The following is a 13888-nucleotide window of genomic DNA, read 5'->3' as shown; positions in this document are numbered from 1 at the left end:
GGTGGTCGGCTCGTCGATCGATGCCTCGCCGACCACGGCGCTGGTCCCCGACGCGCTCGGAATGGCGATCGACCGCGCGGCGGATGTCGGCGGCGTCGCCTGCCTACGCTCACTGCATGGACGACGACGGACGGGCGATGACCGGCACACGCGCACGACCCCGTCGCTCGAATGCGGAGCGCCGGGCGACCACCCGATCCGCGGTACTCGATGCGACCGTCACCGCGATCGTGCGCCACGGCTACCGGGGGGCCACGTCCGAGCGGATCGCCCAGATCTCCGGACTGACCCGCGGCGCACAGAAGCATCACTGGGCCACCAAGGCTGAGATGATGGCCGAGGCGCTCCTCCACCTGCACGACAGACTGCTGGCGAGTGCCGTCGGTGAGCTCGAGCAGGCCTCGGATTCCGGCCTTCGGGCGACGATCGAGGCATTGTGGCGCTCGTTCCAGTCGGACCTGTTCACCGCGGCGACCGAGCTGCACCTTGCCGCCCGGATCGATGACGAACTTCGGCCGCTGCTGATCGCGACGGAGCGGGAGATCGGGCGCCGGATCCGCAGCATCACTACCGCCGCGCTCGACGACGGCACGGTCTCTGCCCAGCGCCTGGACGAGGTCGGCGATCACGTCGTCAACGTCATGCGCGGCATGGCCTTCCAGAGTTCGCTAAGTCCTAACCCGGACCGCGAGCGTCACCAGCTGAGAACCCTCGAACAGGCAGCACTCGGCCTGCTCCGGTCGGACTGACCGCGGCGGCTCGTCCGAGAGGCCACGTCCCGGAATTGACATCCATCCTGGGATGTTTGTAATTTCAGCGTGTCTCGTCCCTACAGCCGCGGCCGGGGCGTCCCTCCTGGATCCCGAGCCGCCCGGCTGCCGTACACACATCCGTCCGAGCAGACAGGAACGCGCGTCATGACAACGAGGTCGGTCACACTCCTGGCATCCGGTGGGCACTACTTCGAGGCGCCGCGCTGGCGCGACGACCGGTGGTGGGTTTCCGACATCTACGCCGGGAAGGTCTGCACCTACGACAAGGCCGGGGTGCGGACGGAGATCCTGCACGTCGACGGCAACCCCTCCGGCCTGGCGTGGCTGCCGGACGGGTCGTTGCTCGTGGTGTCGATGCACGAGCGGAAGCTCCTGCGGCGCAGCCCGGACGGCGAGGTGACGCTGCACGCCGACCTCTCAGGGGTGTGCGAGCATGAGATCAACGACTTGGTGGTCGACGCCTTCGGTCGGGCCTACACCGGGACGATCGGCTTCGACGTCGCCGCAGGTGAGGCTCCCCGTTCCGGCGTGGTCTACCGCGTCGACCCGGACGGTTCGGTGCACGTCGCGGCCGAGGACGTCGTGTGTCCGAACGGGATGGTCATCACCGGTGACGGTCGGATGCTGATCGTCGCGGAGTCCTTTGCCGGCCGGCTGACCGCATTCACCATCGGCGACGACGGCAGGCTGAGCGACCGGCGGCTTTTTGCCCAGCTCGGCGAGCCACCGGAGCTCGGCCCGCTGCCCGAGGTGATGGCAGCGCTCACCCTGATTCCGGACGGGTGCGCGATCGACGCCGAGGACGGCGTGTGGGTCGCCGACGCGGGCCACCAGCGCGTGGTGCGCTTCGACCGGACCGGCGCCGTCACCGAGGAGATCGCCGACCCGGACGGCAACGGGGTCTACGCCTGCGCGCTGGGTGGGGCTGACGGGCGGACGCTGCTGCTGTGCGTGGTGTCGGACTTCTTCGCTGCGGCGCAGGGCATCGACACCGACAAGGCCACGCTGAAGGCCGCACGGGTCGACGTCCCGCACGGCGCAGGCCGACCGTAACGGAGCGCGATGATGGACCCGGCGAACCTGCTGCGCAAGAGTGCCCGGCTCTACGGGCACAACACCGCCTTCGTCTGCGAGGGTGAACGACAGAGCTACTCCGAGCTCCTCGACCGAGCGATCCGGTTGGCGAACGCGCTGCGTGCCGCGGGCGTCCGCCCTGGTGACCGGGTGGCCGTCCTCGGCGACAACGCCGCCGAGAGCCTCGAGCAGATCGCCGGACTCGCCGTCGGCGGGTACGTGCGGTGCGCGCTCTACGGCCACGACACCCCCGACCGGCACCGCTATCTGCTCGATCTCGTCGGCGCCCGGGCCCTGGTCGTGCAGGACCGGTACTACCCCGCCCTGCGGGAAACACTGGCCACACTGCCGGGGCTGACGACGGTCCTGGTCACCGGGGAGGTCTCGCCCGAGGGCGCCATCGCCTATGAGGCCGCCCTCACCGCCGCTTCCCGCGAGGACCCGTTCGTGCCCATCGCGGAGGACAACCCGCACATCATCCGGTTCTCCGCAGGCACAACCGGCGCCCCCAAGGGGATCCTGCACACCGTCCGGGGTTGGGCGGACATGGGGACCGAGATCGCACTCGTTCTCCCCCGCTTCACCGAACGGGACCGTTACCTCGCCCCCGCCCCGCTCAGCCATGCTGCGGGCATGTTCCTCTGGCCGCTGGTCGCGGCGGGTGCGGCATCAGTGGTGATGCCCTCGTTCGACACGGCGCGGTACCTGGAGCTGATCGAGACCGAACAGATCACCGTCGCCATGACGATCCCGACGATCATGAAAATGGTCGTCGAACATCCCGACGCCCGGGCCCGCGACCTGAGCAGCCTGCGTGCGGTCGTCTACGGGACCGCACCCGCACCCTCATCCACCCTGGCAGCGGCGATCGAGGTATGGGGCAACGTCATGTACCAGGTCTACGGGCAGAGCGAGGGGCTGCCGCTCACCGTCCTGGCGCCCGAGCACCACGTCATCGACGGCACTACGGAGCAGCGCCGGTGGCTGCGTTCGGCCGGCCGTCCGAGCCCCAACGCCGACATCGCGATCCTCGACGACGAGGGTAACCGGCTACCCGTAGGCGAGATCGGGGAGATCGCCGGCCGCACCCCCGGCCTGATGCGCGAGCTGTGGGGAAGTCCCGACGCCACCGCCGAACGGATCACGCCGGACGGCTGGCTGCGGACCCGGGACATGGGTTCGATCTCCGAGGACGGTTTCCTCTACCTCAGCGATCGGAAGGAGGACATGATCATCTCCGGTGGCTACAACATCTGGCCGACCGAGGTCGAGGACGCACTCGCCGCCCATCCGGCCGTCGCGGAGGTCGCGGTGGTCGGTGTCGCGGATCCGAAGTGGGGCGAGACCCCGCACGCCGCGGTCGTCCTGCACCCTGGCGAGCAGGTGACCGAGGCCGAGCTCATTGCCTGGAGCAGGGACCGGCTCGGCGCGGTGCGCAAGGTGACCGCCGTGCACTTCCTCGATGCGCTCCCGCGCTCGCCGCTCGGGAAGGTACTGCGGCGCGAGGTCCGTGACCGGCTCACCGCGGCCGGGCCCCCCGAGCCGGTGGAGGCCCGATGATGCCGCGGCTGGACGGCCGGGTGGCCGTCGTGACCGGCGCCGCGCACGGCATCGGCGCGGCGGCCGCCCGCCGGTTCGTCACCGAGGGCGCTCGGGTCGTCCTAGCCGACGTCTCCGAACGCGGCCTGGCCGTCCTGGCCGCCGAACTCGGGGACGGCGTCACCACCTTCCGGTGCGATGTCGCCGTCGAGGACGACGTCGTCGGCACAGTGGAGCGGGCGGTCGATGCGTTCGGCGGGCTGGACATCGTCTTCAACAACGCCGCGGCGGGGGCCGGTGGGCGGATCGTCGAGATGGACCGCGCCGAGTGGGACCGAGTCTTCGCCGTCAACGTCGGCGGGGTGCTGAACGGCATCCGGGCCGCCGTCCCGGCCCTGCGCGCGCGGGGCGGCGGCGCGATCCTCAACACCTCGTCGGTAGCCGGCCGCTGCGCCTCACCCGGCATCGCGGCCTACGCCGCGTCGAAGGCGGCGGTCGAGTCACTCACCCGCTCCGCCGCCCTGGAACTGCGGGAGGAGGGGATCCGGGTGAACGCGATCGTGCCCGGCCTGATCCGGACCCGGGCCGCCGAGGCGAGCGCGCCGTTCCTGGTCGACGCCCTCGGCACCGACCTCGACGGCTACGTCGCGACACGCCAGGGTCGGTGGGGCGAACCCGACGAGATCGCGGCGGTGGCAGCCCACCTGGTCAGCGACGAGGCGTCGCTGACCACCGGGCAGACCTACGTCCTCGACAACGGCGCGACGCTGCGCGCATGAGCACCGACACCGTTCGCCACGAGACCCCCGAACCGGCGATCGCCCGGATAGCGCTGGCGCACCCGCAGAAGCGCAACGCCCAGGACCGTCATCTGCTGCTCGCCCTCGACGACACCTATCAGCGCGCGGTCCGCGACGAGAACGTCCAGGTCATCGTCCCCGCGGCCGAGGGACCGGGCTTCGCCGCCGGTCACGACCTCGACACCGGCTGGAGCATGGACGCGTCCCGGCCACGCACCCTGGCCCACAGGCTCAACGCGCCCGATACGGAGGTGGTCGCTTCGTCGGGGCGGCCACCGTCGCCGGTGTGCCGGCCTGGGCCGGCGTTGCGGCCAGACCCCGCTGTCCCCGTACCCGGCACGCGAGGAGAGGAGTCGCCGTGAGCACCAGTACTGCTGTCGAGGACCGTCGGGCCTTCGTCGAGGCCGTCCGTGCGTTCGTTGAGCGGGAGTGCGGGACACGCGAGCAACGCGCGGCGTTGACGAGTAACGGCTCCGAGGCGCACAACCAGGAGATCAATCGCAAGCTCGCCGGGCTCGGTTGGAGTGGCGTCGCTCTCGAGACCGCCTGGGGTGGTGCGGGGGCCGGGGTCACCGAGGCCTGTGTGCTGCTCGAGGAGCTCGCACACGGCCAGGTCCCGGTGTTCGGGCTGGGCATTTCCATGATCGTTGCCCGGACCGTCCAGGAGTTCGGGACCGATGCCCAGCGGGAGGACGTCGTGGGCGGGTTCTGCCGGGGCGAGGTCTTCTCCGTGGCGATGAGCGAGCCGGACTCAGGGTCCGACGTCGCCTCGCTCAGCTGCCGGGCCGAACGGGTCGAGGGCGGCTACCGGATCAACGGTCAGAAGACCTGGATCTCGTGCGCGCACTACGCACGGACGATCCTGCTGGTGTGCCGCACCGGCTCCACCAGCGACAAGCACGAGGGCATCACCATGCTGCTGGTGCCCACCGACACACCGGGCCTGATGATCCGCCCGATCGACACGCTCGGCGGGCGCGAGGTCAATGATCTGTACTTCACCGACGCGTTCGTCCCGGACGACGCGCTGGTCGGCCTCGAGGGGGCGGCGTGGCGCCAGCTCATGGCCGGCCTGAACTTCGAGCGGGTGCTGTGCGCCGCGACGTTCCTCGGCAACGCACGTGCCGCCTTCGACGACGCCGTGGACTACGTGCGCACCCGTGAACAGTTCGGCAGACCGATCGGCTCGTTCCAGGCGATCAAGCACCGCATCGCCGACCTGGCCACCGAACTGGAGTGCTGCGCGCTACTCGTCCACGACGTCGCCCGCAAGATCGACGAAGAACCTGACGGCCCGTACTCCAGGGAAGCCTCGATGGCCAAGCTCAAGGTCACCGAGACCGCGAAGCGGATCAGCATCGAGGGCATGCAGATGATGGGCGGAGCCGGGTACTCCACGGAGTACGACATGGAACAGCACCTACGCCGCAACATCATCTCCACTGTCTTCGCGGGCACCAGCGAGATGCAGCGGGAGATCATCGCGAAGGCGTACCGGCTATGAGTGCCCCGTCCACCGACGGACCGATTCGGTACGAGCAGCCGCTGCCGCACGTCGTGCGGATCGTGCTGGCCCGCCCCGACGTCCGCAATGCGCAGGACCGGGAGATGCTGTACGCCCTCGACGACGCGTACTCCCGTGCGGTACGCGACTCGGAGACCCGCGTGGTCATTCTGGCTGCGGACGGCCCGGATTTCTCTTCCGGTCACGACCTGACCGAGGCCTGGGACATGAACGGTGTGCGTCCGCGCACGCTGACCGGTGGGTTCGACGCCCCGGGCGCGGAGGGCTGGTTCGCCACCGAGGAGGAGTTGTTCACCGGGCTGTGCCTGCGCTGGCGCGATCTACCGCGGCCGGTGATCGCGCAGGTCCAGGGCCGGGTCATCGCCGGCGGGCTGATGCTGGTCTGGCCGTGCGACCTCGTGGTCGCCGCCGAGGATGCGACCTTCGCCGATCCGGTCGGGGCATTCGACGTCAACGGTGCCGAGTACTTCACCCATCTCTGGGAGCTCGGAGCACGTCGGGCCAAGCGGTTTCTGTTCACCGGCGACCCGATCACCGCCCGTGAGGCGCAGGCGATCGGCATGGTCAACGATGTCGTACCCGCCGCCGAGCTGGCGCAGGCCACGCTCGAGCTGGCTGCCCGGATCGCCCGGCGGCCCCCGTTCGGGATCCGGCTGGCCAAGCGGGCTCTCAACCAGGGGCTGGATCTGCAGGGCCAGCGCGCGTCGGTCGAGGCCGCGTTCGGGTTACATCACCTCGCCCACACCCACAACCGAGTGCTCCACGACCGCATCGTCGACCCCAGCGGGGTGGACGTGATCCGTGCGCCGACGCCTCGCCACTCCTCCGGATCACCTGAGTCATGAGGACCCTTTCCCACCTACCTGGAGTCGGACTCCCGATGAGCGACCCGCGTGCCCGTGTTGATGAACTGGTTCGGTACTACACCCGCCCCGACTCATCGGCCGCCGACCTGCTCTGCGACGACCACCGCGCCGAGGCCGTGGCCTTCACGATCGTCGAAGCCGATCTGAGCTCGCGTGACCTGACCTACGGCGAGCTCCGTACGGAGTCGACGAAGTTCGCCGCCGCGTTGGACACGCTCGGGGTCGGCCCGGGAGACGCGGTCGCGGTCCTGATGGGCAAGTCCGCTGAACTCGTGGTCGCCCTGCTGGGGATCTGGCGGCGTGGCGCAATCCACGTCCCGCTGTTCACCGCCTTCGCTCCGCCCGCGATCGAGCTGCGGGTGACGGCCAGTGGGGCGAAGGTCGTCGTCGCCGACGCCGACCAGTGCGACAAGCTCGACGACGTCGTCGGCGATTCACGGGCGAGTCTGGTCGTCGTGGGTGAGCGGGTGGGCGGCACCGGCCACGATTTCCATGAGCTGCTGGCCGGCCAATGTGATGCCGAGGTCACCGCGGCCGCGCTCGGCCCGGACGGGGTGCTGATCGAGCTTTTCACCTCTGGCACCACGGGGGCACCCAAGGCTGTTCAGGTCCCGATCCATGCCCTGGCCGCGGTGCGGGCCTATCTCGAGTTCGGCCTCGACGTGCGCGCCGAGGACGTCTACTGGAACGCCGCGGATCCCGGCTGGGCATACGGCCTGTACTACGCCGTCCTCGGCCCGTTGGCCGCTGGTCGGCGCAGCCTTCTCGTCCACGCGCCGTTCGACCCGACGCTCACCTGGAATGTCCTGGACCGGTTCCGGGTCACCAACTTCGCCGCTGCCCCGACGGTCTACCGCAGCCTGCAGGGCGCCCGGGAGGCGCCGTCGGGGTTGCCACTGCGGTGCCTGTCCTCGGCGGGCGAGCCGCTTACCCCCGACGTGGTGGCCTGGTCGGAGTCGGTTCTCGGAATCGCCGTCCGCGACCACTACGGCCAGACCGAACAGGGCATGATGATCGGCAACGCCTGGGCCGACCCGCTGCGCGAGCCGGTCCGGCCGGGTTCGATGGGCCGGCCCTTTCCCGGCTGGAGCGCCGCGGTGCTCGCCGACGACACCACGCCCGCACCGACCGGTGCGATCGGCCAGGTCGCCATCGACGTGTCCAACAGTCCGCTGGCGACTTTCCGTGGTTACGCCCGCGCCTCCGGGACGTCGCGCTTCAGCGAGGACGGGCGCTGGTACCTGACCGGTGATACCGCAACGTGTGACGAGGACGGCTACTTCCGCTTCTCTTCCCGCGACGACGACGTGATCATCATGTCCGGCTACCGCATCGGGCCCTTCGAGGTGGAGAGCGTGCTGCTCACCCATGGCTCCGTCGCTGAGGCGGCCGTCGTGGGCCGTCCCGACGAGCTGCGTGGGGAAGTGCTCGAAGCCCACGTCGTGCTCACCCCCGGAGCTGAGGGCACCGCGGAGCTGGTGAGTGAACTCCAGCAACTGGTCAAAGACCGGTACGCCCGGCATGCCTACCCCCGTGCCGTGCACTTCACCGAGGCGCTGCCGAAAACGCCGAGCGGCAAGATCCAGCGCTTCCTGCTCCGCCAGGGCCGGTAGTGGTGCGGGTACACCGCGGCCCACTGGCCGGGACCAGGGTCATCGAGCTTGCGGGAATCGGCCCGGGCCCGCACGCTGCGATGCTGCTGGCCGATCTCGGCGCCGACATCGTCCGGATCGAACCACCGGGTGAGCGACCATTCCTCGACCCCGAAGCCGATCCGGTCCTGCGGGGCCGGCGCCGGGTCGTACTGGATCTGAAGGGTCCTGAGGGCCGCGACACCGTGCTCGAGCTCTGCGAGTACGCGGACGTGCTGCTGGAGGGTTACCGGCCCGGGGTCACCGAGCGGCTCGGAGTGGGGCCCGAGGACTGCCGGGCGCGCAACCCGAGACTGATCTACGGCCGGATCACCGGCTGGGGGCAGGACGGGCCGCTGGCTCCCCGGGCGGGTCACGACATCAACTACATCGCGCTCACCGGCGCCCTGCACGCCATCGGTCCAGGAGGCGGGGAGCCGCCGGTACCCCCGCTGAGCCTGGTCGGCGACTTCGGCGGCGGCTCGATGCTGCTGGCCGTGGGGGTGCTGGCCGCGCTCCTCGAGGCCCGCACATCCGGCCGCGGCCAGGTCGTCGACGCGGCGATGATCGACGGCGCGAGCCTGCTCCTGCAAACGGTCTGGTCGATGCGCGGACAGGGACTGTGGGACGACCAGCCAGCCAGCAACCTGCTCGACGGCGGCGCCCCGTTCTACACCACCTACACCTGCGCCGACGGGCGCTTCGTCGCGGTCGGGGCGATCGAGCCGCAGTTCTACGCCCAGCTGCTCGCCGGACTCGGAATCGACCCGACCGAACTCGGACCGCAGCTCGACACCGACTCCTGGCCGGAGACCAAGGCCCGCTTCGCCCAGGTGTTCCGTACACGAACCCGCGCCGAGTGGACTGCTGCATTCGACGGGACCGACGCCTGTGTCACACCCGTACTGTCGTTCGCCGAGGTAACCGGCCACCCGCACGTGGCCGCACGCGAGACCGTGGTCGAGACCTCGATTGGCCCGCAGGTCACCCCCGCCCCACAGTTCTCACGCACCGGGACCGATCCGCTCCCGGTCCCGGCCCCGGTCGCATCCGTCGGGGAAGTCCTCGAGGACTGGACCGAAGTCGTGCGGGAGACGACTCCCGACCCGCGTTCCCGACCGGCACCAGGTGGCGGGTGACCGGACCGCAGGTTCCGTGAGCGCAACGCGTGGTTGAGCGCGTTGCGTACCAGCGCCGTCGTGGCGCCCGGGTCGGCCGCCCGCCGACGACCCGGTTGGAGAACGCACCGCGCGCCGGCGCGAGCCGCAGCACGCCCTCGCCGGTGACGACCCGGGTCAGGTCCGCCACCCACACCCGGTACGGGTCGGTGGCGGTGAAATCACATTCGGGAGGCGTCCCGCACCACGCGGACCCGCTGAACCCGGGGCAGACCGCCCGGGGCGCTTCACAACGCAAACGTGACTCATCGGGGGGTCGGCCGTCGGCGTAGCGATGCCGTTGCAGTCGGTGATTGCTTCAGGTGATCGGGTCGCGGTGCAGGACGAGTTTGGTGGTGCGTTCGGCGTAGGCGGTGGGGGCGTCGTCGAAGTCGGCGGTCAGGGTGGTGATTCGTTCGGCGGGGAAGCGGTGTTCGTGGATCCAGGTGAGGGCCTCGGGTAGTACGGCGCGGGGGTGGGAGATCCCGAGGTGCAGGGTGATGTCGGTGGCGTACATGTGCATGAGCGGGATGCCGGTGGTGGCGCCCACGTAGTAGCCGACGGCGGTGCACTGTCCGCCGGGCGCGGTGGCACGTAGGGCGTAGCGGAGCCCGGTGGCGCTGCTGGAGGCTTCGACGACGATGTCGTAGTTGCGCTGGGGTCGGGTTGTGCGTCGGCCTCGTGCGTGGGTGTGGGCGCCGAGGGTCTCGGCGATCGCGCGGCGTCGGGAGCTGTGGTCGTGGTAGTCGACCTCGTCGGCTCCGTGGGCGATGGCCAGTCCGGCGGCGTAGAGGCCGATGGACTGTGCTCCGCCGCCGACGACCAGTACCCGGGCGCCGGGCCGCTCGCGCAGGGCGGGGACGACGCTACGCCAGGCGTCGCACAGGTTGTCCGAGGCCGCTGCCACGCGCAGCGGGTCCAGGCCTGCCGGCAGCGGGACCAGCATGGCGTCGGCGTGCGGTACCCGCACGAAATCGCAGACCATCCCGCCGTAGGGGCCGCTGGCGGGGCCGAACCCGTAGGCCGACAGCGCTCGCTCGCCGGTGGGGGTGCGGCGGGTGGTGCGGCACTTGGAGGTGAGCCCGCGCCGACAGGTGTCGCAGTCGCCGCAGGAGACCGACCAGGGCACGACGACCCGGTCTCCGATCGCGACCGTGCGCACGTCGTTGCCGACCTCGACCACTTCGGCGACGCATTCGTGGCCGATCGCGAAGGGGCCTGCGAAGGGGACGGGGCCGCAGATGTGGCCGACCGCCGGGTCGATGAGCCCTGTGCGCAGTCCGGCCTGCATGGCGCGGGATACCCGGTTGTGGATCGGCAGGACGTCCCCGTCGCACCGGCTGACCGCGATCGGCCGCACGATCGCGTCGGCCTCGGTCACCAGCACCGGGTCGGGTTTAGTGACCCATCGCAGGTCACCGGGCCCGAACAGGTTCAACTCGCGCACTGGTCTTCCTCCATGTGTCGACGCCGGCTGTCACCGCACTCTATGCTATGTCTCATATCATAGTCGTGGAGGGTGTGTGATCTGATGCCGTTGATCGAGCTGACCTATCGTGAGGGTGCGTTGTCGCCGGAGCGTCGGTCGTCGCTGGTGGTGAGGCTGACCGAGGTCCTGATGACGTGGGAGGGGGTCCCGGACACCGAGTTCTTCCGGGATGCCACCTGGGTGCAGATCCACGAGCGCCCGGGGTGGGCGCTCAACCGCGCCGGTGGGCCGGTGGGGGAGACCACCTACCTCGTGGCCGCGACCGTGCCCGAGGGGGCGCTGAGTGCCCGTCGTAAGGCTGGTTTGATCGAGGAGGTCACGCAGGCGGTGCTGGCTGCCGACGGCGGGAGCGACGACGGATACCGTGTCTGGGTGCACGTGCACGAGATCCCGGACGGCAACTGGGGCGCCGATGGGAAGCCGGTGATGTTCGGTGAGCTCCGTGCCGCTGCTGCGCGCGCCCGTGCAGGTGCTGCGGCACCCGACGGTCCGGGGCGGGAGTGACGCGGTGACCGGTCGGACACGGCAGCGGATGGTCTCCAGCGCCGCGGTGCTGCTACGCCGGCATGGCGTGCGTGGGACCTCGTTCGCCCGGGTTCTTGAGGACTCCGGTGCGCCGCGCGGGTCGGTGGCGCACCACTTTCCGGGCGGTAAGGAGGAGATGGTGCTGGCCGCTGTCTCCAGCGCCGGCGCCGAGATCACGGCGCGCCTGCGTGCTCTCGCCGAAGACGGGGCCACTGCCGGCGACGTGGTGGCCGCGCTGTGCGACTACTTCGCCGCAGGGCTCGAGCAGACCGGCTACCGGGCAGGCTGTCCGGTAGCCGCCGTCGCTCAGGAGGCTTTCGACACCGAGCCGTTGCGCGACGCTGCGGCGGCCGTCCTCGACGATTGGCTCTCGACGATGACGCAGGTGCTCGCCCGGGAAGGGCGCGAGGACTCCGACGCCCAGGACCTGGCTGCGACCTGCGTCGCCGCGGTCGAGGGCGCGATCATGATGTCGCGCGTGCAGCGCGACCGCGCACCGCTGGACGCGGTGGCCCGCCGGCTTCGGATCCTCGTGACCCCTGACCCCTGATGCGACCGGGGGTGTGTCGGGTCAGGGTCGAATCGGATGACGGTCTTGCCGCGGGCACGGCCTGCGGCAAGCGTGGCCAGGCCCTCGTGCGCGGGGTCCGAGGGGCAGGTCGGTCGACACATCGATGTCCAGGCGGTCCTCGACCGGCCGCTCCGACACCACCGGTGTTGAGCGTCGACGACGTCGCCCTGCGGCGCGGACGCCGCTCCATGACCATGGTGATCGACCCGGTCACGCAGCGCCGGATCGACGTGCTGCCCGACCGCCTGGCCGCGCCCCTGGCCGGGTGGCTACGCGATCGGCCGGTTCTGGCGGTGCACGTGGGGCCGATGGTGACGCAGCCACCGCATCCCTCGCAGTAGGGCCGGCGTGGGAAGGTGGCGGTCCCGGCGATGAGTCCGGCCCCGCACCGGGATCGGTGCGGGGCACACTACGAAGCCCTGCCCTGCTATGGGGAGGTAGTGACACAGATGTATCACTACGTGCTACGGTCGTCTTTGTGCCCCGCCATGTCGATCCCGGCGAGCGACGCGAACGTGTGGCCGGCGCCGTCCGACGAGTGATTCTGCGGGACGGCTTTCCCGCCGCGACGGTGCGCGCCGTCGCCGCGGAGGCCGGGCTCTCGACCGGAGCGCTGCGGCACTACTTCGGCTCGCAGGCTGAGCTGCACGCGTACGTCTTCGACATGCTGAACGCCCGAGCCGATGAGCGGGTCGCGGCCGTCGACCAGAGTCTGCCGCTGCGCCGTCGTGTCGAGGAGACGATCTGGGCGCTGATGCCGCTGACCTCGGAGCAGGCTGATGATGACCGGATTCGCCTCGCCTTCTTCGTCGCCGCGCAGACCGATCGGAGCCTCGCGCCGATCGCCCGGGCCGATCACGACCAAGCGCTGGGACTGACCCGCCGCGCGGTCGTCGCCCTCTCCGGCCCCGGGGCCGACGTCGAGGGACTCACCGCAGAGCTGTCCGCGTTGTTGGACGGCTTGGCGCAGCAGGCCGCCTTCTTCCCGGAGCGCTTCACGGCTGCGGAGGTCCGCGCGATCGTCCGATCGTGGTTCGACCGCAACCTCGCGTCCGAAGGACCGGCCGAAGGGACGGAATGATCACCAGCACTCGCCACTACTCCACCGGCGGAGCCATCGGCCGAGCAGTCGTAGCCTCGCTGGTGATGGGGCTTGGGCTCGCGATCGCGGATCGGGTCGCCGGGGCGGTCGGTACGTCGGCAGCGCCGTCTGAACCGCTCGTGTCCCGACTTGTCGTCGCGGGGTCGTTGGCGGTCCTCGTCCTCGCGGTGATCCTTCTGCTCCGACGTCGCTGGGATCGGGCGCCCCTGCACGGAATCGGGCTCGGCGGTCCCGGTCCGGGCTTGCGCGGGTTCCTGCTGGGCCTGGTGGTCGTCGCCGCCCCCGCAGCCGTGGTGCTCGCTGTGCTCTCGGTCGCGGGGGTCGTCGAGGTGCGAGAGGTCGACGGAGGCGTGCTCGCCACGTTCCTGCTGACGAATGCGCTGGTGGCGCTACTGCTGGAGGCGGTGCCGGAGGAGATCGCGCTGCGCGGCTACGCCCTGACCGCCCTGCGGGCACGGTTCGCCAGGGGCTGGGCGACGACCCTGTCGGTGGTGGCGTTCCTCCTGGTACCGGTCGTCGCGTTGAGCGCCGAGTGGCTGCTGAGCCTTCCGGCCGGTGCGGAGGGCGACTTCGCGATCGCGCCTTCCGGTGAGGACCCGGTCCTGTACTACCTCATGCTTGCCGCATTCGGGTCGATGCTCGCCCGCGCCCGGGAGGCGACGGTGTCGGCGACGGTGTGGACCTGTGTCGGGGCGCACCTCGCGTTCTTGACGGTCAACCGGATCGTCCTCGGCAGCGGGGACACCGGCATCGTGCTCGACCTCGGCGACGGGGCGGCCAACTATCCTGCTCGGCCAGGACCTCGTGCCACTCGCCGATCCGCCGGCCCCGCTCCG

At 70.6% G+C, this 13888-nt stretch carries 14 protein-coding genes and 1 pseudogene; 14 read left to right on the top strand and 1 reads right to left on the bottom strand.

The features are described 5' to 3' along the window. Positions 1-116: 116 nt before the first annotated feature. The 9 genes from ABZ881_RS28935 (at position 117) to ABZ881_RS28895 (ending at position 9347) form a co-directional block, all read left to right on the top strand. Positions 117-749, top strand: coding sequence for a helix-turn-helix domain-containing protein (locus ABZ881_RS28935; RefSeq protein ID WP_358488885.1), 633 nt, complete (start codon positions 117-119; stop codon positions 747-749). 168 nt (positions 750-917) lie between these two features. Beyond that, positions 918-1826 carry an SMP-30/gluconolactonase/LRE family protein gene (locus ABZ881_RS28930; protein WP_358488883.1) on the top strand — a complete coding sequence of 303 codons (909 nt, stop codon included), beginning with the start codon at positions 918-920 and terminating at the stop codon, positions 1824-1826. Positions 1827-1838: 12 nt separating this feature from the next. Beyond that, positions 1839-3407 (top strand): AMP-binding protein, encoded by a 1569-nt coding sequence (locus tag ABZ881_RS28925; protein WP_358488881.1) that lies wholly within the window; start codon positions 1839-1841, stop codon positions 3405-3407. After that, the gene (locus ABZ881_RS28920) at positions 3404-4165 is read left to right on the top strand and encodes a glucose 1-dehydrogenase (protein ID WP_358488878.1); all 762 of its coding nucleotides are present in this window, start codon (positions 3404-3406) and stop codon (positions 4163-4165) included. The genes ABZ881_RS28925 and ABZ881_RS28920 overlap by 4 nt, the downstream gene beginning before the upstream one ends. Further along, positions 4162-4548 carry a hypothetical protein gene (locus ABZ881_RS28915; RefSeq protein ID WP_358488873.1) on the top strand — a complete coding sequence of 129 codons (387 nt, stop codon included), beginning with the start codon at positions 4162-4164 and terminating at the stop codon, positions 4546-4548. The genes ABZ881_RS28920 and ABZ881_RS28915 overlap by 4 nt, the downstream gene beginning before the upstream one ends. Beyond that, positions 4545-5690: an acyl-CoA dehydrogenase family protein gene (locus ABZ881_RS28910; RefSeq protein ID WP_358488871.1), complete on the top strand. Its 1146-nt coding sequence runs from the start codon at positions 4545-4547 to the stop codon at positions 5688-5690. The genes ABZ881_RS28915 and ABZ881_RS28910 overlap by 4 nt, the downstream gene beginning before the upstream one ends. Continuing rightward, positions 5687-6556 carry an enoyl-CoA hydratase gene (locus tag ABZ881_RS28905; protein WP_358488868.1) on the top strand — a complete coding sequence of 290 codons (870 nt, stop codon included), beginning with the start codon at positions 5687-5689 and terminating at the stop codon, positions 6554-6556. The genes ABZ881_RS28910 and ABZ881_RS28905 overlap by 4 nt, the downstream gene beginning before the upstream one ends. A 35-nt stretch (positions 6557-6591) precedes the next feature. Then, a complete protein-coding gene (locus ABZ881_RS28900) occupies positions 6592-8190 on the top strand; it encodes an AMP-binding protein (RefSeq protein ID WP_358488866.1) in 1599 nt (532 codons plus the stop codon). Positions 8191-8192: 2 nt separating this feature from the next. Beyond that, complete coding sequence (locus ABZ881_RS28895; protein ID WP_358488910.1) at positions 8193-9347, top strand: CaiB/BaiF CoA-transferase family protein; 1155 nt, start codon at positions 8193-8195, stop codon at positions 9345-9347. 337 nt (positions 9348-9684) lie between these two features. Here ABZ881_RS28895 and ABZ881_RS28890 read toward each other — a convergent pair whose 3' ends face one another. Further along, positions 9685-10812, bottom strand: coding sequence for an alcohol dehydrogenase catalytic domain-containing protein (locus ABZ881_RS28890; protein WP_358488863.1), 1128 nt, complete (start codon positions 10810-10812; stop codon positions 9685-9687). A 90-nt stretch (positions 10813-10902) separates the two neighbouring features. Here ABZ881_RS28890 and ABZ881_RS28885 point away from each other — a divergent pair, with 90 nt between their 5' ends. The 5 genes and pseudogenes from ABZ881_RS28885 to ABZ881_RS28865 all read left to right on the top strand — a co-directional run. Beyond that, positions 10903-11358: a tautomerase family protein gene (locus tag ABZ881_RS28885; protein WP_358488861.1), complete on the top strand. Its 456-nt coding sequence runs from the start codon at positions 10903-10905 to the stop codon at positions 11356-11358. Beyond that, positions 11297-11929 carry a TetR family transcriptional regulator C-terminal domain-containing protein gene (locus tag ABZ881_RS28880; RefSeq protein WP_358488860.1) on the top strand — a complete coding sequence of 211 codons (633 nt, stop codon included), beginning with the start codon at positions 11297-11299 and terminating at the stop codon, positions 11927-11929. Before ABZ881_RS28885 ends, ABZ881_RS28880 begins: the two co-directional genes overlap by 62 nt. A 167-nt stretch (positions 11930-12096) precedes the next feature. Beyond that, positions 12097-12291 carry a hypothetical protein gene (locus tag ABZ881_RS28875; RefSeq protein WP_358488858.1) on the top strand — a complete coding sequence of 65 codons (195 nt, stop codon included), beginning with the start codon at positions 12097-12099 and terminating at the stop codon, positions 12289-12291. A 137-nt stretch (positions 12292-12428) separates the two neighbouring features. Further along, positions 12429-13031 (top strand): TetR family transcriptional regulator C-terminal domain-containing protein, encoded by a 603-nt coding sequence (locus tag ABZ881_RS28870; RefSeq protein WP_358488856.1) that lies wholly within the window; start codon positions 12429-12431, stop codon positions 13029-13031. Continuing rightward, positions 13028-13747 (top strand): annotated as a pseudogene (locus ABZ881_RS28865) (CPBP family glutamic-type intramembrane protease); the annotation flags it as partial. The gene ABZ881_RS28870 and the pseudogene ABZ881_RS28865, both read left to right, overlap by 4 nt. Positions 13748-13888: the final 141 nt, after the last annotated feature.

The organism is Pseudonocardia sp. NPDC046786 (assembly GCF_040645415.1).
GTDB lineage: Bacteria > Actinomycetota > Actinomycetes > Mycobacteriales > Pseudonocardiaceae > Pseudonocardia > Pseudonocardia kongjuensis.
Note: the sequence above shows the minus strand (reverse complement) of the source record. Positions and strands in the feature narration are given on the sequence as shown.